The sequence below is a fragment of the Paraburkholderia bryophila genome (assembly GCF_013409255.1).
GTDB lineage: Bacteria > Pseudomonadota > Gammaproteobacteria > Burkholderiales > Burkholderiaceae > Paraburkholderia.
Genome location: NZ_JACCAS010000001.1, coordinates 2,535,839 through 2,556,907, shown reverse-complemented (window position 1 = coordinate 2,556,907; position 21,069 = coordinate 2,535,839). Strand labels below are relative to the sequence as shown.

Genomic DNA, 21,069 nt, shown 5'->3' with positions numbered 1-21,069 from the left:
TCACCCAAGCGGCGGCAGCCTCCTCGCCACCGTCGTAGCCTTAACAATCGCGGTGCTAGTCTCCGCCCGCTCGGTAACCTTCGCCAGGATCCCATCGAGCTGCTCGATCGAATGCAGATACAAGCGACAAATAAAACAATCATCCCCCGTCACCTTGTCGCATTCGACGAACTCCGGAATCCGTCGAATCACCTCCTCCACCAGATGCAACTGACCAGGCAACGGCTTCACCCGCACAATCGCCTGCAACGTGTAACCAAGAGCCCGCGGATCGATCTGCACGGTGAAGCGTTCAATCACCCCCTGCGCCTCGAGCCTGCGCACGCGTTCCGCCGTGCTCGGCGCTGACAGCCCAATCAGACGAGCCAGTTCACTAACCGGCTGGCGAGCGTCTTCGGCAAGCGCGGCGAGCAGCGCGCGATCCGTATCATCGAGCGGAGTCGGCGCGGATGACGAAAGGCGTTTTGACATGATGACCTTCGATTATTAGGTTTCGTCGTGAGAAGTCTTTAGTTTAGCCATGTATTCAGCCAATCAGATTAATTACACTGCTTGGCATGCAGGTATCCCATAGAAATTCGAGGATCGAATCATGGCGTCAAACGAAACCCGCCGCGGGGCCGCGGAGATGACGATGGCAATGCTGATGTCCGGCACCATCGGCTGGCTGGTGGTGTCGTCGCAGCAGAATCCGTTCAACGTGGTGTTCTTCCGCTGCATCTTCGGCGGCGCGACGCTCGCCCTCGTGTGCGCGGTACTAGGTCTCTTCAGGCGCAAACTCTTTTCGTGGAAGATGCTCGCGCTCGCCCTGCTCGGCGGCGCCGCGATCGTCATCAACTGGGTGTTGCTGTTCGCGGCGTATTCGCGCGCGTCGATCTCGATGGCGACCGCCGTCTATAACACCCAGCCGTTCATGCTGGTCGCGCTCGGCGCGCTGGTGTTCCGCGAACGTGTCAGCGCGTCGACCGTCGCGTGGCTGGTGATCGCGTTCATCGGCCTCGTGTTCGTCGTGAAGGTCGAGCCGGCCGTGCTGGCGGTACCGGGGCAATACCTGACCGGCGTCGCGTACGCGGTCGGCGCGGCGGCCATGTACGCGGTGTCGTCGATCATCACGAAGCGGTTGAAGGGCACGCCGCCGCATCTGATCGCGCTGATTCAGGTGTCGCTCGGCGTGCTGATGCTCGCCCCATTCGTGCATTTCGACGCGCTGCCGACCCGCGGCGTGCAGTGGCTCGAATTGATCGTGCTCGGCATTGTGAATACCGGCCTCATGTACGTGCTGCTGTACGGCGCGATCCAGAAGCTGCCGACTTCGATGACCGGTGCGCTGTCCTTCATCTATCCGGTGGTCGCGATCATCGTCGATCGGGTTGCGTTCGGGCAGACGCTCGCGTGGATTCAGGTGCTCGGCGCGGTGCTGATTCTGCTGGCCGCCGCAGGCGTCAATCTGGGCTGGCGGATCGTGCCGCAGAAACGTTTGTCGTCAACCTGATCGATGTCGTGGCGCGACAATCACCGGCAATGCTACGGATTCCAGATTAAGCGTATGGCCTGATTATTCATATCGAAAGGCTAATACGTGCTAAAGCCGTTGACTACGTAGCGCCGTAACGCCGCGCGTATGCCACTTTAAAACGCCCCGTCAACCTTCTGTAGGGAAATCACCAATGCGGACAAAAATGCGCCACGCGTATCATTCACCCAGACGCTGATCACGTCCGACAGAATTTCCGCCGCTCGCCTTGTTGTTCAGGTCGAGCGGTTTTCTTTTTGTGCCAACGGTTTTGAATCCCGCGCAAAGATCCGCTCGCCCTCCACCTCCAGCGGCCCATTCTTCGCCGCGAGTTCCTCGACGATTCCTTTCAGCAACGCGGGCCATGCGCCACCCGGCGCGAGCATCGCCGCCGCCGCACGCATCACCTCAGCGCTATCCACCATCCGCACTAGTGCATCAAAGGTCATCACGCGGACTTCAAGCAGCTTGAACACGATCAACACCTTCAGCGCATTCTTCGCATTGCGCGTGGGATCGGCGCGCAACCAGGCAACACGCGAGAACGCGCGTTCAAGCGCCTGTTCGACATTCGTGAACGGCGCACCGTGGCCCGGAATCACGACACGCACGTCGAGTTTCGCAATCGCTTCGAGCACCGCCTGTTCTTCGGCGAATCCGCTTTCGCCTTCCAGTTCCGGAAAGATCACGCCGAAGCCGTTCTCCCACAGCGCGTCCGCGCTGATCAGGATGCGTTCGTCCGCGCAGTAGAGCATCAGCGAATGCGGATCGTGTCCGGGCGCGCCGAGCACCTGCCAGTCGAGCGCGCCGAGTCGCAGTCGCGTACCGGCCGTCATCGTGCCAGTGAAATCGAAACGCTCGCAGGTCTGGCCGGTGGCGCGAAACGTCAGACGGGTTTCGTCCCAGTCGCGCACGACATCGGCCTCGGAAGCCGGAATGACCGTGCGGCACGGCCACGCCGCCTGCAACTGCGCATTGCCGCCGCAGTGGTCCGAATGCAGATGCGTGTTGACGATCAGATCAAGCGGCCGCGTGCCGAGCGCTTGCCGCACCAGCGCGACCGTCTGCGCCGCGTGGCTTGCATAGCCGGTATCGACGAGCGCGGCGCACGTGTCATCAACCAGCAGCACGTTATTCGACGACAACCAGCCGCGTTCGAAAACCCGCATCGATTCCGGTAGCGCGATCATGATGTGCCCGCATGGGTTGGTACGTCCGCTTCGGGCTTCGGCATCACGAGAATGGTCGACGTGCCGATCAACATGACGTCGCCGCGCTGATTCACGACCGTTCCGTCGAGATGCGTCAGATCGCCATTCAGGCTCGCTTTCCAGTAGGCATCGCGCACGCGCCAGTTGATCGTGAGCGCATCAGTCGCGTGGACGGCTTTCTTGAGTTTGATATCGAACTCGAGCCCGAGAGGTTGTGCGTAGGTCGAAAAATGCGTCGCCAGTAAGGCCATGAAATGCGCGGTCGGTTGCGTGCCGGATGCGATCAAGCCGCCGAAGCGGCTCTGCGCGGCATACGCTTCGTCGTGATGCAGCGGGTTGAAATCGTTGACGAGCGCGGCGAACGATTTCACCGATTGCGCCGACAGTTCGAGCGTCGCGCTGAACGTCTCGCCGATCGTGACGATACGCGGCGCGGGCTTCATCGCCGCTCCTTCGCGTGCTTCGCCATGAACTCCACGTGGCGTACTTCGATCGCACTCCAGACCGCGCGTTTCGCGTCGTCGTCGAACAGCGACCAGCCGGCGATTTCGTCGATGGTGCGCAGGCAGCCCTCGCACCAGCCGGTCGACTTGTCCATTCTGCACACGCTGATGCACGGCGACATCACGCTACCGTCCTCGTCTTCGATATCGTTGCCGGCCGTCATCGCGTCACGCGGTCTCGCGCAGCGCCACGTCGACCACCGGCGCGCCCGTCAGCGCGACCAACTCCTGCGCCGTCAGATTGAACACCGCATGCGGATGCCCCGCCGCGGCCCACAGGCTGTCGAGTTCAAGCAGATCGGCGTCGATCAGCGTGACCGGTTTGACAGCGTGTCCGATCGGGCAGACGCCGCCGATCGCATAGCCGGTTTGTTCACGGACGAACTTCGCGTCCGCGCGGCCGATCTCGCCGACTTGCGCGGCGACTTTCTGTTCGTCGACGCGATTCGCGCCGCTTGCAACCACCAGCACCGGCGCGTCGTCTTTACGGCGGCGAAACAGGATCGACTTGGCGATCTGCGCGACCGAGCAGCCGAGTCCCGCAGCGGCTTCAGCGGAAGTCTTGCCGGTTTCCGGCAGCATCACGATTCGGCCCGCGTGGCCGCGTTCGCGCAACAGCAGGGCAACACGGCGTGCCGATTCCGGCAGCGCGGCGAGATCGTCGGAGTCGAAGGAAGCGTGATCCGTCATCGTTTCGGGTCCTGAGAAATGGGCAACAGTAAGGGGTAATGGCGCGGGCAACATTAAGCGCCGAAAAACGCGCGCCGAAACTCAGACGCAATTGCCCGCTTCGCTGCGCGCCTTGGCGAGCAGCGCTTTACCGGCGCGCGACACGTTCGGCTTGCCGATCGACGTCGAGATGAAATCGCCGATCGCCACGACTTGCGCGAGGTCGATACCGGTCTCGATGCCGAGGCCGTTCATCAGGTACAGCACGTCTTCGGTCGCGACGTTGCCGGTCGCGCCCTTCGCGTACGGACAACCGCCGAGCCCCGCAACCGACGCGTGATAGATCTCGATGCCTTCCTGCAGCGCGGCGTAGATATTCGCGAGTGCCTGGCCGTAGGTGTCGTGGAAGTGGCCGGACAGACGTTCGCGCGGAAACACGCGGGTCACGGCTTCGAACACTTCGCGCGTGCGTTTGGGCGTGCCGACGCCGATCGTGTCGGCGATATCGATCTCGTCGCAGCCGAGCGCCGCGAAGCGTTCGACCACATCGACCACGGACGCCACCGGCACCTCGCCCTGATACGGGCAGCCGAGCGCGCACGACACGCTGCCGCGAATCCGCAGGCCGTGCTCCTTGGCCGCCTGCGCGACTGGCGCGAAGCGGTCGATGCTTTCCGCGATGCTGCAATTGATGTTCTTCTGCGAGAACGCTTCGCTGGCGGCGCCGAAGATCACGATTTCGTCGGCTCGTGCCGCGAGCGCGCCTTCGAAGCCGCGCAGGTTCGGCGTGAGCACCGAGTAGATCGTGCCCGGATGGCGCGCGATGCCGGCCATCACATCGGCGCCGTCGGCCATTTGCGGGACCCATTTCGGCGACACGAACGAGGCCGCTTCGACATTGCGGAAGCCTGCCGCCGACAACCGGTTGATCAGTTCGATCTTGGTTGCGGTGGCGACGAATTCTTTTTCGTTCTGCAGTCCGTCACGCGGACCGACTTCGACGATTTTGACTTGCTGGGGTAAGGCCATGATTGTCTCCTTTCGACCCGAGCTAGCGGCTTGGCGCTGACTCGGGTCCCATGCAATTAAGTTGCGAGCCGCGCGAGGCGGCGCTCCTAAAATTGGCTTCGATGATGTCCGTGTTCAATATCCGCGTTCGAGATTCACCACGCCACCGACCGTATCACCACGCGCCAGCGCTTTGATCTTGCGCGCGACCTGCTCGACGCTTTCCGAGCGCAGCGTCAGCGCGGACACGTGCGGCGTGATCGTGATCCGCGGTTCGCGCCAGAACAGATGATCGGCCGGCAGCGGCTCCTCGCGGAACACGTCGAGCGTCGCGGCGGTAAGTTGACCGCTGCCTAATGCGTCGAGCAGATCCTGTTCGACCAGATGCCCGCCGCGCGCGACGTTGATCAGATATGCGCCGCGCGCGAGCTTCGAGAAAGTGCGCGCGTTCAGCACATCGCCGGTTTCCGGTGTGTGGGGCAGCAGGTTCACCAGCACTTTGACGCCATCGAGAAACGCGTCGAATTGCGCATCACCGGCGAAAGTCGTGATGCCGTCGATTTGCCGCGCACTGCGACTATAACCACGCACCGGTAACCCGAAGCCCGCGAGCGTTTGCGCGACATGCGAGCCGAGCACACCGAGCCCGAGCACGCCGACCGTGAACGTCTCACGCGGATGCGGCTCCAGCACTTGCCAGCGGCGTTCGCCTTGCAGCGTCTGATAGTCGTCGAAGCGACGCAAGTAGCGCAGCACCGCGTGCGTCACGTACTCGGTCATTTGCAGCGCCATGCCGGAATCTTCGAGCCGGATCAATTGCGCATTGCGCGGCAGCGTGCCGGGTTGCGCGTGTTCGAGCCCGAGGATCGCGTCGACGCCCGCGCCGAGATTCAAAATCGCGCGCAGATCGTCGCGGCCGGCCAGCATCTCGCGCGGCGGCCGCCACACGACCGCGAAGTCGGCCGGCGCGGTATCGCCCGGCTGCCATTCGCGCAGATCCGCTTCGGGCAGCGCGCGGGCGAAGTCGTGCAGCCACTCGGCGGCGTCGGCATGCGTCATGTAGAAGAGGACTTTCATACGGTCGGGCAGGTCCCTGCGTAGTCGGATCGATTGACGGGGAGGGCCCCGCCGCGCGGCAGCACTACGCGCGTTGCATCGGTCGACGCTTGCGGCATGGGAGTCTCCTCCTTTTATGGATAGGCTTCATTCTACTTTTTCGACGCGAACCGCGCGCGTTTGCGTACGGGCGTGCGGTTTCGGCCGCGCTGGCGCACGGAGGGGCCACATTCGGCGGCGCGAGTGTTCATGCCGCTGCGCCTGCGTTCGCCCCCGCATTTGCGCCATAACCAAAGCACAAAAACTTGGTTCACCCACGCCGGGTCGGGCGGGACAATACTTTCCCGGATTCCCGCTGCGAGGGACAGACATGCTTTCATGCATCAAATCGACGTGGCCGCCGCGGCTCGTGACCGTTCCCGGCCTGCACGGTAGCGAAGGCGCGCACTGGCAAACCTGGCTCGAACGGCAGTTCGCGCGCTCGCTGCGCGTCGAGCAGGCCGACTGGGAAGCACCGAACGTCGCACGCTGGGCGCAGTCGCTGCGCGATCTGCTGGCGCGCGAGCGCGGGCCGTTCGTGCTGGCCGCGCACAGCTTCGGTTGCCTTGCGACCGCGCACGCGTTGCAGCAGGCGTCGTATGCGAACGATGTGGTCGGCGTGCTGTTCGTCGCGCCCGCCAGTCCGGAGAAATTCGCCTTCGCGGGACCGTTCGATGCGCGCCGTCTCGGCGTGCCGTCCATTCTGATCGGCAGCGAAACCGATCCGTGGATGTCGCTCGCCGGTTCGCGCGAACTCGCGCAGCGTTTCGGCAGCGCGTTCGTCAATCTCGGCGACGTCGGGCATATCAACACCGCGGCCGGCTTCGGTCCGTGGCCGCGCGCCAAGTATTTTGTAGACACGCTGGTGCATTGCGCGGCGCCGCTGCGCTTTCGCGAGGACACGTTCGAGGCTGCGCAGCACGCGTTCGTTTGAGCATTGCGATGGCGCTTAGCGTCGCCGCGTTATGTCCGACTTCGGCCCGGACGAACCAGTAAGCAATCCGTTAGAATCCCGCTTCACGCCGCGCGCTCGTGCGGCCACAGGTTTTCATCATCGATAGGCGGGGACAAGATGGCAGGCAACACGGGGACATCGCGCTGGCTCGCAGCCGGCATGACGGCAATCACGCTTGCGATGGGCGGCATCTCGACGGCGCAAGCCGACACGTCGCTGCTCAACGTGTCGTACGACGTGACGCGCGAGTTGTATAAGGACATCAACGCCGGCTTTATCGCGGCGTACAAGCAGAAGAGCGGCGAGACCGTGTCGGTGCGTCAGTCGCATGGCGCGTCGAGCGCGCAGGCGCTGTCGGTACTGCAAGGCCTGCAGGCCGACGTGGTGACGATGAACCAGCCGAACGATATCGACCTGCTCGCCGAGAAGGGCCAACTGGTACCGGCCAACTGGCGCGCGCGTCTGCCGAACGACAGCGCGCCGTACACCACCACGATGGTGTTCCTCGTGCATAAGGGCAACCCGAAGCACATCAAGGACTGGGACGATCTCGCGAAGCCCGGTGTGCAAGTGGTGATCGCCAACCCGAAGACCTCGGGCAACGGACGCTATTCGTATCTCGCCGCATGGGGTTATCGCAAGCAGCACGGCGGTACGGATGCGCAGGCGCTCGACTTCGAAAAGGCGATCTTCAAGAATGTGCCGGTGCTCGACACGGGCGGCCGGGGCGCGACGACCACCTTCACGCAACGCGGCATCGGCGACGTGCTGGTGACGTTCGAAAACGAAGTGTCGCTGATCGATAGCGGCGTGGGCGCGGGCAATTTCGAAGCGGTGTATCCGTCGGTGAGTTTGCTGGCGGCGCCGCCGGTGTCGATCGTCGACAAGGTGGTCGATAAGCGCGGCACACGCAAGGAAGCGCAGGCGTATCTTGACTACCTGTGGTCGCCGGCTGCACAGGAAATCATCGCGCAGCATCATCTGCGTCCGCGTGACAAGGACGTGCTGGCGAAGCACGCAGCCGAGTTCAAACCGATCAAAACCTTCACCGTCGAAGAGATGTTCGGTAGCTGGCAGAAAGCGCAGCAAACTCACTTCTCCGATGGCGGGACGTTCGATCAGATCATCGTCGACAAGAAGTAATTAGCGGTTCTGGAAACACAAAGGGCGCCTCGATATAAATCGATGCGCCCTTTTTATTGCACGCGGTTTATCGCGCGTGCTGCATCAACTCACCGCATTCAACAATGCTCAGTTCGGCGCGGCATGCTTGTCGCAGCTATGCTCGCAGCCGCTTTGATCCACCGGCATTTGCTGCGAGGCCTCGGCGCTAATGCCCAGACGTTCCAGCAGCTTGCGGTCGGCTTCTGCTTGCGGATTGCTCGTGGTCAGCAATTGATCGCCGTAGAAAATCGAGTTCGCCCCAGCGAGGAAGCACAGCGCCTGCAACGCTTCATCCATCTGCTCACGGCCGGCCGACAAACGCACCATCGCCTTCGGCATCGTGATACGCGCCACCGCAATCGTGCGCACGAATTCGAACGGATCGATCGGTTCGGTGCCGGTCAGCGGCGTGCCTTCCACCTGCACCAGATTGTTGATAGGCACCGATTCCGGATACGGCTCCATGTTCGCCAGTTGCGTGATCAGCCCAGCGCGTTCGCGACGCGATTCACCCAGTCCGACGATCCCGCCGCAACACACGTTGATGCCTGCATCGCGCACGCGTTCGAGCGTGTCGAGACGGTCCTGATACGTGCGCGTCGAAATGATCTGCCCGTAGAACTCCGGCGACGTATCGAGGTTGTGGTTGTAGTAGTCGAGGCCCGCGTCGCGCAGCCCTTGCGCCTGGTGCGTTTCGAGCATACCGAGCGTGACGCAGGTTTCGAGGCCCATCGCCTTCACGCCGCGGATCATGTCCTTGATCGGTTCGAGGTGACGGTCCTTCGGGTTACGCCACGCAGCGCCCATGCAAAAACGTGTCGCGCCGTTTTCCTTGGCGACCTTCGCGGCGGCGAGCACTTCGTCGACCGGCATCAGCTTGTCGGCCTGCAGGCCCGTGTCGTGATGCACCGACTGCGGACAGTACGCGCAATCTTCTTCGCAGCCGCCGGTCTTGATCGACAGCAGCGTCGACAGTTGCACGGTGTTCGCGTCGAAGTGCTCGCGATGCGTTTGCTGCGCGCGGAACATCAGGTCGTTGAACGGCAGTTCGTACAGCGCGACGATGTCGGCGACGCGCCAGCGCGCCAGTTGTTTGGCGCCTTCGGCGGCGTTGTTGTTGGCGGCGGCCGTGTCGGCTGGCGTCGAAGCGATGTTCAGTTGCGTCATATCGTCAATCCTCGTGGATAGATGTGTGTGGGGATCAGCGCTGCGTGTGACGCAGCGTCTGCAAAAGTCGGTCGATGTCGAGTTGGTCCGCCGCGAGGTCGGGCGAAGCCGGGCTCAGATGCGGCACGATGCCGAGCAACGGGGCGTCGTACGCGCGAGCAAGCTGCTCGCGGATCGAGGCGATGTTTTCGTCGGGGAACGTCATGTCCGGATCGACGCGATTCGCGACCCAGCCCGCGAGCGTGAGTCCGCGCGCGGCGATGGCTTCGGCGGTAAGCAGCGCATGGCTGATGCAGCCGAGGCGCATGCCGACCACCAGCACGACCGGCAGCTTCAGTGCGACGGCGAGATCGGCGGTGTCTTCGGTGGCGGTCAGCGGCACGCGAAAACCGCCGACGCCTTCGACGACGACGATCTCCGCGCGCTGCAATGCCTGCGCGTGACAGCCGACGATATGGCCGAGATCGAACGTGACGTTTTCCAACGCGGCCGCGATGTGCGGCGCGGCCGGTTCCTTCAGCAGATACGGCGTGCGCATGTCGGGCGGCAGCAGCACGTTCGACGCGGCGTCGAGTTGGTCCGCGTCTTCGTTGTGCAGCACGCCGTTCACTTCGAACGCGCCGGCGGCGATCGGCTTCATCGCGGCGGCTTGCAAACCCGCGCGCACGAACCCGCGCAACAGGGCCGACGAAACGAAGGTCTTGCCGATTTCCGTATCGGTGCCGGTGACGAACACGGACAGCGCGTTGTGATTCAGGCTACTCATGCCGCTTTCGCTCCGAGCTGTTGCAAGCCCGCATCGAGCCGGTCCAGATCCGCCATCGAATGCGCGGCCGACAGCGAAATGCGCAGGCGCGACGTACCGACGGGCACGGTTGGCGGACGGATCGCCGGCACCCACAGACCGGCGCGGTCGAGCGTGGCCGCGATATCGAGCGTCGCGTCGTTCTCGCCGATGATCAGCGGTTGCACGGCGGTGTGCGAATCGACGGGAAGCCACGGCGTTGCTTTCAGCATCGCGCGCGTGCGTTTGATCAGTTGCTGGAGATGCGCGCGTCGCGTGTCGCCTTCTTCGCCGCCGATAATCCGCAGGCTTGCCGACACCGCATGCGCGGCCGCCGGCACCGACGCCGTGGTGAAGATGTACGGACGCGCGCGTTGCACGAGCCACTCAATCACGGTCTCATGCGCGACGACGAACGCGCCCGAGACGCCCGCCGCTTTACCGAGCGTGCCGATCGAAATCAGATTCGGCGAGCGCAGCGCGGCTTGCGCGACCGCGCCGCGGCCTTGCGGGCCGAGCACGCCGAAGCCGTGCGCGTCGTCGACGATCAGCCACGCGCCGTGCTGTTCCGCGAGCGCGAGCAGACGCGTCAGCGGCGCGACGTCGCCGTCCATGCTGAAGACGGTGTCCGACACGATCACCTTGATCTCCGCGTCCGATGCTTCGAGCAACGCGCTCAACGTGTCCATATCGCAGTGCGGATAGATCTGCACATCGGCGCGCGACAGCCGCGCGCCGTCGATCAGCGAAGCGTGATTCAGCTCATCCGAGAACAGCGTCGTGCCGCGGCCCGCGAGCGCGGTGAGCGTCGCGAGGTTCGCCATGTAGCCGGTGCTGAAGTAGAGCGCGCGCGCATTGTCGACGAAGCCGCCGACGAATGCCGCGAGGTCGTCTTCGAGTTGCGCATGCGCACGCGAGTGGCCGCCGAGCAGATGCGAACCGCCGCTGCCCGCGCCGTAGCGCTGCGCGCCTTCGGCGATGGCCGCGATCAACTGCGGATGCGCGGCGAGGCCGAGATAGTCGTTACTGGCGAAGCCGATGATCGCGCGGCCGTCGACGGTCATGTGTGCCGCGCATGCCGTGTCCGCGATGCGGCGACGGCGACGCAGGCCGCGGTCGTCGATGTCCTTCAGGCCTGCTGTGAGTGTGTCGAGCAGATGCATTAATGGGCCTCCGTGAGCGTGGCTTCGAAGGTTTCGCGCGTGCGCGAGGCGAGCAGCGCGAGTTCTTCGTCGTCGAGGATGTAGGGGGGCATCAGATACACCGTGGTCGAGATCGGGCGCAGCAGGAGTTCGCGCTGCAACGCATTCTCGAAGAAACGGCGTGAGAAGGTGCGGGCTTGCTGCGGATCGTCGATCACGGCGTCGAACGCGAAGATCGTGCCGCACTGGCGCAGATTGCGCACCTGTTTGTGATCGGCGAGCGGTGCGAGCGCGGCCTTCAGCGTCGCGGATTTTTGCGCGTTGGCGGCGAGCACGTTGTCGCTGATGAACAGGTCGAGCGTGGCGAGCGCCGCGCGGCACGCGAGCGGATTGCCGGTGTACGAGTGCGAGTGCAGGAAGCCGCGCGCGGTGTCGTCGTGATAGAAGGCCGCGTAGATTTCATCGCGCGACAGCACGATCGAGAGCGGCAGATAGCCGCCGCTGATGCCTTTCGACAGACACAGAAAGTCCGGCCATATGCCGGCTTGTTCGCACGCGAAGAACGTACCGGTGCGTCCGCAACCGACGGCGATTTCATCGGCGATCAGATGCACGCCGTACTGGTCGCACAGGGCGCGCAGTCCCGCGAGATACGACGCGTCGTGCATGGCCATGCCGGCCGCGCATTGCACGAGCGGCTCGACGATCAGCGCGGCGATTTTCGTGGCGCGCGTTTCGAACAGCGAGCGTACGTGATCGAGCGCGCGACGTGCGACGTCGGCGGCGGTTTCGCCGGGTTCTGCGCGACGCGCGTCGGGCGATGCCACGACGTGGGCGTGACGGATCAGCGGATCGTAGGCGTCCTTGAAGAGTGCGACGTCGGTGACGCCGAGCGCGCCGATGGTTTCGCCGTGATAGCTATTGGCGACGCAGACGAATTCCTGCTTGTCGGCGAAGCCTCGATTACGCCACGAGTGGAAGCTCATTTTCAGCGCGATTTCGACGGCGGATGCGCCGTCCGACGCGAAGAACGCGTGACCGAGCGTGTTGTCGGTGAGCGCGCCGAGGCGTTCCGCGAGTTCGATGGCCGGTTCGTGCGTGCAGCCGGCGAGCATGGCATGTTCGAGGGTGTCGAGCTGGTCTTTCAGGGCTGCGTTGATGCGGGGGTTGGCGTGACCGAACAGGTTGACCCACCAGGAGCTGATCGCATCCAGATAACGATGGTTGGCGCGGTCGTAGAGCCACGCGCCTTGACCACGCGCGACGGGGACGAGCGGCAGGCGCTCGTGGTGCTTCATCTGGGTGCAGGGGTGCCAGACGGCGCGCAGGCTGCGGGCGACCCAGTCGTCAGGGTTTGTGGTGGTGGGTTCTGCGGGCTTGTTCAATGCGGTGCTCCGGGGTGCTGGTTTGCTGCTGGTTTTGCGCTGCGCGTGGGGTTTTGGGTTGACGCGCGGGGTTGAGATTAGCGGTTTCTTTCGTGCTGCGCACCAGGGGGTGTGGGGGGTGTTTTTGCCTGCGGCGCTGGGGTTCGGCGACGTTTTCTGCAGGTCGGGTGCTTTGGTTTCAAAAGGTCGCTAATCGGCGGAGTTGACGACGGCAAAGTAGTTGGACCTTGTGGGCGGGAATTTGATGGCTAGGTGGTTTTTTTGGGGCCGCGTGGCGGGTTTGGGGGTGGTTGCTTTGGCCTTTCCTTGAGTTCACGGTGGTCTATTAGCGTTGCCCCTGTGCGGGGCGGCACCTACTTTTCTTTGCCTGCCCTCCATGTCAGCCTAGTTGTCGCGTCGCCCGAACCGATTGATGTAAAGATGGAGGGCGGACAGCGAAAGGAAGATGCAACGCTATTCAGCAGAGACGCGGGAATGGGTAGTCCAACAGATGATGCCGCCGTTCAATCGTGCGGTCATCGAGCTGGCGGGAGCGACGGGCATCACGACGGTGACGCTACGCGCCTGGCGGCAGAGCGCAAGACAGGCTGGGGAATTCATGCCGGGTAATGGCAAGACAAGCGATCAATGGTCGAGCGCCGACAAGTTCAGGGTGGTGCTGGAGACGGCGTCGCTGAGCGAGGTGGAGACTTCAGAGTACTGCCGCAGGAAGGGCATCTATCCGGAGCAGATCCGGCAGTGGCGCGAGGCGTGCGAGCAGGCCAACCCGCCGGAGGTAAAACTCACGCTGGCCCAGCGCCTGGAAGTGAAGGCCCAGCAGAAACGCATCCGTGAACTGGAGCGTCAACTCAAGCGCGCCGATGCGGCACGTGCGGAGGCGGCGGCGTTGCTGAACCTGCGAAAAAAAGCCGACGCGATCTGGGGCAAGGAAGAGGAAGACTGATCAGCCGCCCGGATCGCGATGAAGCCATGCAGTTGATCGACGAAGCGGTGCAGCAGGGGGCGCGCCGTGCCCTTGCGTGTGAGCAGTTGGGGATCAGCGTGCGCAGCGTGCAGCGCTGGCGCGAAACGCGGCAGGATGGCCGGACGCTGGCCATCCGGGAGGCGCCGCCGAACCGGCTGACTGAGGCCGAGCGTGAGGCCGTGCTGGAGGTGGCCAACCGCCCGGGTTATGCGAGTCTGACGCCCCACCAGATCGTGCCGAAACTGGCTGATGAGGGCGTGTATATCGCGTCCGAATCGACGTTCTACCGGATCCTGAAAGCAGCCGGTCAGGGGCAGCGTCGCGGTCGCGCGCAGGCCCCACAACGACGCACGCTCACGACGCATTGCGCCACCGGCCCGAACCAGGTGTGGTGCTGGGATATCACGTGGATGCCCAGCACGGTGCGGGGGCGCTACTTCTACTGGTACATGATGAAGGACATCTACAGCCGCAAGCTGGTGATGAACGAGGTGTGGGAGCAGGAGTCGGCCGAGCACGCGGGCGTGCTGCTGGCCAAGGGGTGTCTGCGCGAAGGCATTGCCGGTCGTCCGCTGGTGCTGCACTCGGATAACGGCAGTGCGATGAAGGGCGCCACGATGCGCGCGGCCATGATTGATCTGGGCGTGCAGCCTTCATTCAGCCGGCCGCGCGTGAGCAACGACAACGCGTTTGCCGAGTCGCTGTTCCGCACGGCGAAGTATTGTCCGATGTGGCCCGAGCAGCCGTTTGATACGCTCGACGCTGCCCGTGTCTGGGTTCAGCGCTTTGTGCAGTGGTACAACGAGGAGCACCGTCACAGTGGCCTGAAATATGTCAGTCCGGCGCAACGGCATCGCGGCGAAGCGAACGAGCTGCTGGTCCGACGGCGTGCACTCTACCAAACCTCGCGCCAGCGCAATCCCGCACGCTGGTCAGGCGCTATCCGCAACTGGCACCTCGCGGATTCGGTCTATCTGAACCCTGAGCGAACCCAGGCTTCGGCCGACATGTATAAGCACGCAGCGTAACGGTTCACGCGACAACTACCTTGACACACACCGCCTGCCGCAAAGCAAAGTAGGCAAAAGAAAGCGGCTCAAACCGCTAACCATTAAGCGGGTCCCCCGCACAGTCACCGTAGTGGCTCATCTGGAATCCGTGCCCTCGCACATTCCACACTCGTGGCACAGCAGTCATTCTTCCGGCGGCGCTGCGCGCGCCCCAGCGGTCGTTCACACACCGCCAGCACGTGTGTATGCCCCTCGGGCTGCCGGGTGGTCTGCTCGAAACCAGGGGCTGCGCGCCGCACAGGCGAAGAGGCGCGGCGATCGAAGATCGTTAACGCTGGAAATTGCAGGTGGTTTGAAGAACAACCGCGACGGCGCGCGCAGCGCCGCCGGAAGAATGACTGCTGTGTCACTAACGCGGAATGTGCGAGGACACGGATTCCAGATGAGCCACTACGGTGACTGTGCGGGGGACCCGCTTAATGGTTAGCGGTTTGAGCCGCTTTCTTTTGCTTACTTTGCTTTGCGGCAGGCCCTCCATGTCAGCCTAGTTGTCGCGTCGCCCGAACCGATTGATGTAAAGATGGAGGGCGGACAGCGAAAGGAAGATGCAACGCTATTCAGCAGAGACGCGGGAATGGGTAGTCCAACAGATGATGCCGCCGTTCAATCGTGCGGTCATCGAGCTGGCGGGAGCGACGGGCATCACGACGGTGACGCTACGCGCCTGGCGGCAGAGCGCAAGACAGGCTGGGGAATTCATGCCGGGTAATGGCAAGACAAGCGATCAATGGTCGAGCGCCGACAAGTTCAGGGTGGTGCTGGAGACGGCGTCGCTGAGCGAGGTGGAGACTTCAGAGTACTGCCGCAGGAAGGGCATCTATCCGGAGCAGATCCGGCAGTGGCGCGAGGCGTGCGAGCAGGCCAACCCGCCGGAGGTAAAACTCACGCTGGCCCAGCGCCTGGAAGTGAAGGCCCAGCAGAAACGCATCCGTGAACTGGAGCGTCAACTCAAGCGCGCCGATGCGGCACGTGCGGAGGCGGCGGCGTTGCTGAACCTGCGAAAAAAAGCCGACGCGATCTGGGGCAAGGAAGAGGAAGACTGATCAGCCGCCCGGATCGCGATGAAGCCATGCAGTTGATCGACGAAGCGGTGCAGCAGGGGGCGCGCCGTGCCCTTGCGTGTGAGCAGTTGGGGATCAGCGTGCGCAGCGTGCAGCGCTGGCGCGAAACGCGGCAGGATGGCCGGACGCTGGCCATCCGGGAGGCGCCGCCGAACCGGCTGACTGAGGCCGAGCGTGAGGCCGTGCTGGAGGTGGCCAACCGCCCGGGTTATGCGAGTCTGACGCCCCACCAGATCGTGCCGAAACTGGCTGATGAGGGCGTGTATATCGCGTCCGAATCGACGTTCTACCGGATCCTGAAAGCAGCCGGTCAGGGGCAGCGTCGCGGTCGCGCGCAGGCCCCACAACGACGCACGCTCACGACGCATTGCGCCACCGGCCCGAACCAGGTGTGGTGCTGGGATATCACGTGGATGCCCAGCACGGTGCGGGGGCGCTACTTCTACTGGTACATGATGAAGGACATCTACAGCCGCAAGCTGGTGATGAACGAGGTGTGGGAGCAGGAGTCGGCCGAGCACGCGGGCGTGCTGCTGGCCAAGGGGTGTCTGCGCGAAGGCATTGCCGGTCGTCCGCTGGTGCTGCACTCGGATAACGGCAGTGCGATGAAGGGCGCCACGATGCGCGCGGCCATGATTGATCTGGGCGTGCAGCCTTCATTCAGCCGGCCGCGCGTGAGCAACGACAACGCGTTTGCCGAGTCGCTGTTCCGCACGGCGAAGTATTGTCCGATGTGGCCCGAGCAGCCGTTTGATACGCTCGACGCTGCCCGTGTCTGGGTTCAGCGCTTTGTGCAGTGGTACAACGAGGAGCACCGTCACAGTGGCCTGAAATATGTCAGTCCGGCGCAACGGCATCGCGGCGAAGCGAACGAGCTGCTGGTCCGACGGCGTGCACTCTACCAAACCTCGCGCCAGCGCAATCCCGCACGCTGGTCAGGCGCTATCCGCAACTGGCACCTCGCGGATTCGGTCTATCTGAACCCTGAGCGAACCCAGGCTTCGGCCGACATGTATAAGCACGCAGCGTAACGGTTCACGCGACAACTACCTTGACACACACCGCAGGCAAAGAAAAGTGAGTGCCGCCCCGCACAGGGGCAACGCTAATAGACCACCGTGACATCAAGGAAAGGCCAACCGTGACATCAAGGAAAGGCCAAAAAACCCAGACAACCAGAAGCACCGCTTAGGCCACTCCCTCATTCCCGACTAGCAATAGCCCGCCGCGCGTCAGCGCCAGAACCCGCCCCAGAACCATCACCACCACTAGCCGTCTGCGAAGACCGATCCCCCCAAACAACGGAGTTATCCACCGCATACAACCGACAAGGCGCGACGCTCTGCTTCTGACAATTAGCCACAGCAACCGAATTAGGATCATCCCCACCTTCAGCCCACGACCACGCCCCAGAATCCGAAACAGCAAAAGCCCGACTCGGATACTGATGCAAGAAATTCCGATACCCATTCCGTCCAGCTTCATCGACATAAGGCACGGAATCGACCGCATCAACCGCAGCAAACCCACTCGCCTTAGGCGCAGAAGGATCCTCGACCCGATACTGCACGCCCGTCGGCATCCCAACCTGCGCAAGGAACGCCTCGACCGCCGGCCACCACACATGCACGCCGTCACGATCGCCAACCAGCCGATGCGCGTCGTTCTTGTAGTTGCCGAAATCCACCATCTTCGCGCTCGCGCCATGCGCGCCATACGCGGCATACATGCCCGCCACCAGCGGCGCATTCCACACCGAATCGTTATCGCCGTACATCCACAGCGATGGCACGCGGGTCTTCTCACCGTACGTGCCGAACGCGCGCGTCAGATTGCCCTGCCAGTCCTTGCACGCATCCTGCCGCAAACCACCCGAGAAATTGATCAACGCCCGCACACCCGGCGCAGCCTCAGGGCCGTACGCCATCGTCGCCAAGCCGCCATGCGACGTGCCGGCCACCACGATATGCGACGCGTCCACATACGGCTGCTTCGACATGAAATTGATCGTCGCGGCTACGTCCCCAGCCTGGCCGACGCCGTTGTGCTCGACATCGCAACCGTCCTGCTGATAAACGCCATCCGAATGGCCAAAGCCCTGACGGTTCGGCGCGACCACCACGTAGCCGCGGCGCACGAATTCGCGTGCGAAAGGCAGCGGGTCGCTGCGTTCCTGCGTACGCGGATCGCCGGGAATTTTGCCGTGGTTGAAAACGATCATCGGGAACGGGCCTGCGCCGTCCGGTTTGTAAATCGTCGTTTCGAGCGTGACCGAGCCGGCAGCGTCGACCGGTACGCGAATGATCTGTTCGTTCAGGCCCGCGGTGGGCAAATAGACATCGTCGTCGAGGGCAATGCGCGGCACGTGCGCGCGGGTCAAGGGCCCAGCCTGGGTGTCGGCGAGCGGGTCGGCATGCGCGAGTGCAACCGCGCACGTGGCCGTTGCACACATCACCGCACACTTCGTCAGAATCTTGCTGAACACCATTGACGCACCTGCCTCAAAATTCTGCCCTGAACACCGTGGCGTTTGTCTGTCGAATTCGTCGCTGACAGTTGCCTTTCAGCTTGTTTCGACACACAACAACACACTCGCGTACGTCATGCGCCAGGCGCATGCACGCTAATCGAGATCGCACGGGATGAACCCAAACGGCCGACGCGACCCCACGCGCCGATGATGAGCGCCACGGTTGCTGCCGGAAACTGCCGCCGAACCCACACTGTCTGGTGCCCGGCAGAGCGTCCTGCGCATTTTGCGGAGCGGTATGGACCCTCTCTCGCAACGTGACGTCATGAAGCTACGACCTCATCCTGGCACGACAATTTTGTTTTGTGCAATCAAGGAGAACCCGCGACGAAAAAATTGCCGCACGCCAATCGGCCCGCCAAAGGCCGCGAAACGCAGGCCTCGCGGGTATCTGGCTGTGCGAAGCAATACGAGCCGTCGCGTGTGTTGTCGTGCTGAGCCAACACGAAAAAAAGGCCCTCATACAGGGGCCCTATGTGAACACGGTGAAATAAACGCCGCTGCGCCGCGTAAGGCGCTGAAAGGTTACGGACTATTCGCTGACGTCGCCGTCGACATAACGCCAACGGCCATCCTCGCCGCGGCTAAAGCGGCTCAGTTCGTGCAGCCGATGTGCGCGTCCGCCCACCTTGTATCGTGCGATGAATTCAACGGTGGCATGACCGTCGTCAGTCTCGGCGAAAGCCTTGATCTGCAGTCCGAGCCAGCGCGGTGCATCGGGCGCGGCCGGGTCCGTGTCGAGGTCGGCGGGGCAGGTCTGCGGCGCCCAGGTGGCGCGCAGATAATCCGTTGCGCCCACAACATACGCGCTATAGCGCGAGCGCATCAGTTCAAGCGCGCGTGGCGCTGCTTCACCAGCGTCGATATACCGGCCGCAGCATTGGGCAAAGCGAGGCGCCTTGGCCCCGCTGCGTTGATCGGGAGCGGCGCCGCCGCACGGGCAGTCGACCGGTCGTTGCGTCGGCAACAATGATTTATTCATCAGACTTTCAACCTAGCCCGCGCGCGATGAGGATCTTCTGGATATCGCTGGTGCCTTCGTAGATCTGGCACACGCGCACGTCGCGGTAAATTCGTTCCACTGGGAAATCGCTCAGATAGCCGTAGCCGCCGTGAATCTGCAACGCGGCCGAACAGATGCGCTCCGCCGCTTCGGAGGCGAACAGCTTGGCCATCGCGGCTTCGGTGAGGCACGGCTGACCGGCGTCCTTCAACGACGCTGCGTGCCAGATCAACTGGCGCGCGGCTTCGAGTTGCGTCGCCATGTCGGCGAGACGGAATTGCACGGCCTGGTGCGAGAACAGCGGCACGCCGAAGCTCTCGCGTTCTTTGGCATAGCCCAGCGCGGCCTCGAAGGCGGCGCGCGCCATGCCGACGCTTTGCGCCGCGATACCGATGCGTCCCCCTTCGAGCCCGGACAGCGCGATTCGATAGCCTTCGCCTTCCGCGCCGATCCGGTTCGCGACCGGCACGCGGCACTCTTCGAAAACGATCTGCGCGGTGTCCGACGAATGCTGACCCAGCTTGTCTTCGACGCGCGCGACGACGTAGCCCGGGGTGTCGGTCGGTACGATGAACGCGCTGATGCCGCGCTTGCCCGCCGCCTTGTCGGTCACGGCCATGACGATCGCGACGTTGCCGTTCTTGCCGCTCGTGATGAACTGTTTGACGCCGTTCAGCACGTACGCGTCGCCGTCGCGGGTCGCGGTGGTGAGTAGCGCCGACGCGTCGGAGCCCGCTTGCGGTTCGGTCAGGCAGAACGCGCCGAGCATCTCGCCGCGCGCGAGCGGCGTCAGCCAGTCGCGTTTCTGCGCGTCGTTGCCGTAGGTGAGCAGGATGCTGCACACGGGGCAGTTGTTGACGGAGATCGCCGTCGACGTACCGCCGTCGCCGGCCGCGATTTCTTCGAGGATCAGCGCGAGCGCCAGCGCATCCATGCCGGCGCCGCCGTACGCTTCGGGCACGAGCACGCCGTAAGCGCCGAGTTCGGCGAGTTGCCGGTGCACGTCGCGCGGAAAGGTCCGCTCGCGGTCCCACGCGGCCGCGTGCGGGGTGACGGCTTCGCGCACGAAGGTGCGCAGCGCGTCGCGGACCATTGAATGATCCTGATCAAGCACCATGAATCTGTCTCCTCACCAGTCGAGCGGCGTGCCGTCGTATTGATAGAAACGGCCGTTGAAGTCTTCGTGCAGGGCCGCGGCCTGCGCGAGCACTTCGCGCATGCCGGTGACGCTGCGCGCCGGGTCGATCGCGGCCTGAGCGCCGCCCATGTCGGTGCGCACCCAGCCCGGATGCAACGAGACGCAGGTCGCGCGGCGCGCTTCGAGCGACGCGAGTTTCAGCGCGTCGTTCAAGGCCGCCTTGCTCGCGCGATACAGCCAGCCGGCCGTACCGCTCGCGTCGCCGATGCTGCCCATCTTGCTGGAGATCACCGCGAACACGCCGCCGGCCTCTTCGACGAGCGGCAGCAGGAGCGGCATCAATTGCATCGGACCGCGCACGTTGGTATGCATCACATGGTCGAAGTCTTGGGCGGAGAACGCTTCGATGCCTTCGGTGTTCGGGCCGTACACGCCCGACACTACGATCGCCGCATCGAGTCGTTCTCCATCGAGTTGTGAGCCAAGCTCGGCAATGTCTTCTTCCGAGGTGATGTCGAGCGAAAAAGTCTCGGCACCGAGCGCGTTCAATGCGTCGAGCGCGGCGCCGTCGCGCGCGGTGGCGAGCACGCGCCAGCCGCTCTTTTTGTACTGCCGGACAAACTCCTGGCCGATGCCGCGCGACGCACCGACAATCAACACTGACTTCATCGACTCACCTCGATTCTTCGAATGCCGTAACGAGTACG

Annotated in this window: 20 protein-coding genes; 5 read left to right on the top strand and 15 right to left on the bottom strand. The window is 63.6% G+C overall.

Features of this window, described 5'->3' with window-relative positions; all coding sequences use genetic code 11:
* Positions 1-471 (bottom strand): Lrp/AsnC family transcriptional regulator, encoded by a 471-nt coding sequence (locus GGD40_RS11360; RefSeq protein WP_179707196.1) that lies wholly within the window; start codon positions 469-471, stop codon positions 1-3.
* Between the two features lie 121 nt (positions 472-592).
* On the opposite strand from GGD40_RS11360, the gene GGD40_RS11355 reads away from it, so the two are divergent.
* Positions 593-1,492 carry a DMT family transporter gene (locus tag GGD40_RS11355; RefSeq protein WP_179743759.1) on the top strand — a complete coding sequence of 300 codons (900 nt, stop codon included), beginning with the start codon at positions 593-595 and terminating at the stop codon, positions 1,490-1,492.
* A gap of 257 nt (positions 1,493-1,749) precedes the next feature.
* Here the strand turns inward: GGD40_RS11355 and GGD40_RS11350 are convergent, their stop codons facing one another.
* The 6 genes from GGD40_RS11350 to GGD40_RS11325 form a co-directional block, all read right to left on the bottom strand.
* Positions 1,750-2,703 carry an MBL fold metallo-hydrolase gene (locus tag GGD40_RS11350; RefSeq protein WP_179743758.1) on the bottom strand — a complete coding sequence of 318 codons (954 nt, stop codon included), beginning with the start codon at positions 2,701-2,703 and terminating at the stop codon, positions 1,750-1,752.
* Complete coding sequence (locus GGD40_RS11345) at positions 2,700-3,167, bottom strand: MaoC family dehydratase (protein ID WP_179743757.1); 468 nt, start codon at positions 3,165-3,167, stop codon at positions 2,700-2,702. The genes GGD40_RS11350 and GGD40_RS11345 overlap by 4 nt, the downstream gene beginning before the upstream one ends.
* The gene (locus GGD40_RS11340; RefSeq protein WP_179743756.1) at positions 3,164-3,391 is read right to left on the bottom strand and encodes a DUF1289 domain-containing protein; all 228 of its coding nucleotides are present in this window, start codon (positions 3,389-3,391) and stop codon (positions 3,164-3,166) included. Before GGD40_RS11340 ends, GGD40_RS11345 begins: the two co-directional genes overlap by 4 nt.
* A 4-nt stretch (positions 3,392-3,395) precedes the next feature.
* On the bottom strand, positions 3,396-3,917 hold the full coding sequence (locus GGD40_RS11335) for a YbaK/EbsC family protein (RefSeq protein WP_134961113.1): 522 nt from the start codon (positions 3,915-3,917) through the stop codon (positions 3,396-3,398).
* A gap of 81 nt (positions 3,918-3,998) precedes the next feature.
* On the bottom strand, positions 3,999-4,925 hold the full coding sequence (locus GGD40_RS11330; protein WP_179743755.1) for a hydroxymethylglutaryl-CoA lyase: 927 nt from the start codon (positions 4,923-4,925) through the stop codon (positions 3,999-4,001).
* 114 nt (positions 4,926-5,039) lie between these two features.
* Positions 5,040-5,981: a 2-hydroxyacid dehydrogenase gene (locus GGD40_RS11325; protein ID WP_179743754.1), complete on the bottom strand. Its 942-nt coding sequence runs from the start codon at positions 5,979-5,981 to the stop codon at positions 5,040-5,042.
* Positions 5,982-6,330: 349 nt separating this feature from the next.
* On the opposite strand from GGD40_RS11325, the gene GGD40_RS11320 reads away from it, so the two are divergent.
* Both GGD40_RS11320 and GGD40_RS11315 read left to right on the top strand, forming a co-directional pair.
* Positions 6,331-6,933 carry an RBBP9/YdeN family alpha/beta hydrolase gene (locus GGD40_RS11320; protein WP_179707184.1) on the top strand — a complete coding sequence of 201 codons (603 nt, stop codon included), beginning with the start codon at positions 6,331-6,333 and terminating at the stop codon, positions 6,931-6,933.
* A gap of 138 nt (positions 6,934-7,071) precedes the next feature.
* Positions 7,072-8,097: a sulfate ABC transporter substrate-binding protein gene (locus GGD40_RS11315; protein WP_179743753.1), complete on the top strand. Its 1,026-nt coding sequence runs from the start codon at positions 7,072-7,074 to the stop codon at positions 8,095-8,097.
* Between the two features lie 108 nt (positions 8,098-8,205).
* Here GGD40_RS11315 and bioB read toward each other — a convergent pair whose 3' ends face one another.
* Genes bioB through bioA form a run of 4 tightly spaced genes read right to left on the bottom strand, consistent with a single transcriptional unit; the run spans position 8,206 to position 12,596 of the window.
* On the bottom strand, positions 8,206-9,285 hold the full coding sequence (bioB, locus tag GGD40_RS11310; RefSeq protein WP_179743752.1) for a biotin synthase BioB: 1,080 nt from the start codon (positions 9,283-9,285) through the stop codon (positions 8,206-8,208).
* A gap of 34 nt (positions 9,286-9,319) precedes the next feature.
* Positions 9,320-10,051 (bottom strand): dethiobiotin synthase, encoded by a 732-nt coding sequence (gene bioD / locus GGD40_RS11305; protein ID WP_179743751.1) that lies wholly within the window; start codon positions 10,049-10,051, stop codon positions 9,320-9,322.
* Positions 10,048-11,232 carry an 8-amino-7-oxononanoate synthase gene (gene bioF, locus GGD40_RS11300; protein WP_179743750.1) on the bottom strand — a complete coding sequence of 395 codons (1,185 nt, stop codon included), beginning with the start codon at positions 11,230-11,232 and terminating at the stop codon, positions 10,048-10,050. The genes bioD and bioF overlap by 4 nt, the downstream gene beginning before the upstream one ends.
* Complete coding sequence (gene bioA, locus GGD40_RS11295; RefSeq protein WP_179743749.1) at positions 11,232-12,596, bottom strand: adenosylmethionine--8-amino-7-oxononanoate transaminase; 1,365 nt, start codon at positions 12,594-12,596, stop codon at positions 11,232-11,234. Before bioA ends, bioF begins: the two co-directional genes overlap by 1 nt.
* 445 nt (positions 12,597-13,041) lie before the next feature.
* Here bioA and GGD40_RS11290 point away from each other — a divergent pair.
* A protein-coding gene (locus GGD40_RS11290) for an IS3 family transposase (protein ID WP_373565269.1) occupies positions 13,042-14,588 on the top strand; the annotation gives its coding sequence in 2 pieces (ribosomal slippage) (positions 13,042-13,507 and positions 13,507-14,588; 1,548 coding nt in all).
* 587 nt (positions 14,589-15,175) lie between these two features.
* Positions 15,176-16,722 (top strand): IS3 family transposase gene (locus tag GGD40_RS11285; protein WP_373565269.1). Its coding sequence is split into 2 segments (ribosomal slippage): positions 15,176-15,641 and positions 15,641-16,722, totalling 1,548 coding nucleotides; the frame shifts between segments, so codons are not numbered across the junction.
* 170 nt (positions 16,723-16,892) lie between these two features.
* On the opposite strand, the gene GGD40_RS11280 is transcribed toward GGD40_RS11285, so the two are convergent.
* The 4 genes from GGD40_RS11280 to GGD40_RS11265 form a co-directional block, all read right to left on the bottom strand.
* Positions 16,893-18,179: a dienelactone hydrolase family protein gene (locus GGD40_RS11280; RefSeq protein ID WP_179743748.1), complete on the bottom strand. Its 1,287-nt coding sequence runs from the start codon at positions 18,177-18,179 to the stop codon at positions 16,893-16,895.
* Positions 18,180-18,753: 574 nt separating this feature from the next.
* Positions 18,754-19,203 carry a YchJ family protein gene (locus tag GGD40_RS11275; RefSeq protein ID WP_179743747.1) on the bottom strand — a complete coding sequence of 150 codons (450 nt, stop codon included), beginning with the start codon at positions 19,201-19,203 and terminating at the stop codon, positions 18,754-18,756.
* A 7-nt stretch (positions 19,204-19,210) separates the two neighbouring features.
* Positions 19,211-20,341 (bottom strand): acyl-CoA dehydrogenase family protein, encoded by a 1,131-nt coding sequence (locus tag GGD40_RS11270; RefSeq protein WP_179743746.1) that lies wholly within the window; start codon positions 20,339-20,341, stop codon positions 19,211-19,213.
* Between the two features lie 12 nt (positions 20,342-20,353).
* Entirely contained in the window at positions 20,354-21,031 is a 678-nt protein-coding gene (locus tag GGD40_RS11265) for an SDR family oxidoreductase (RefSeq protein ID WP_179743745.1), read from the bottom strand.
* Positions 21,032-21,069 lie beyond the last annotated feature (38 nt).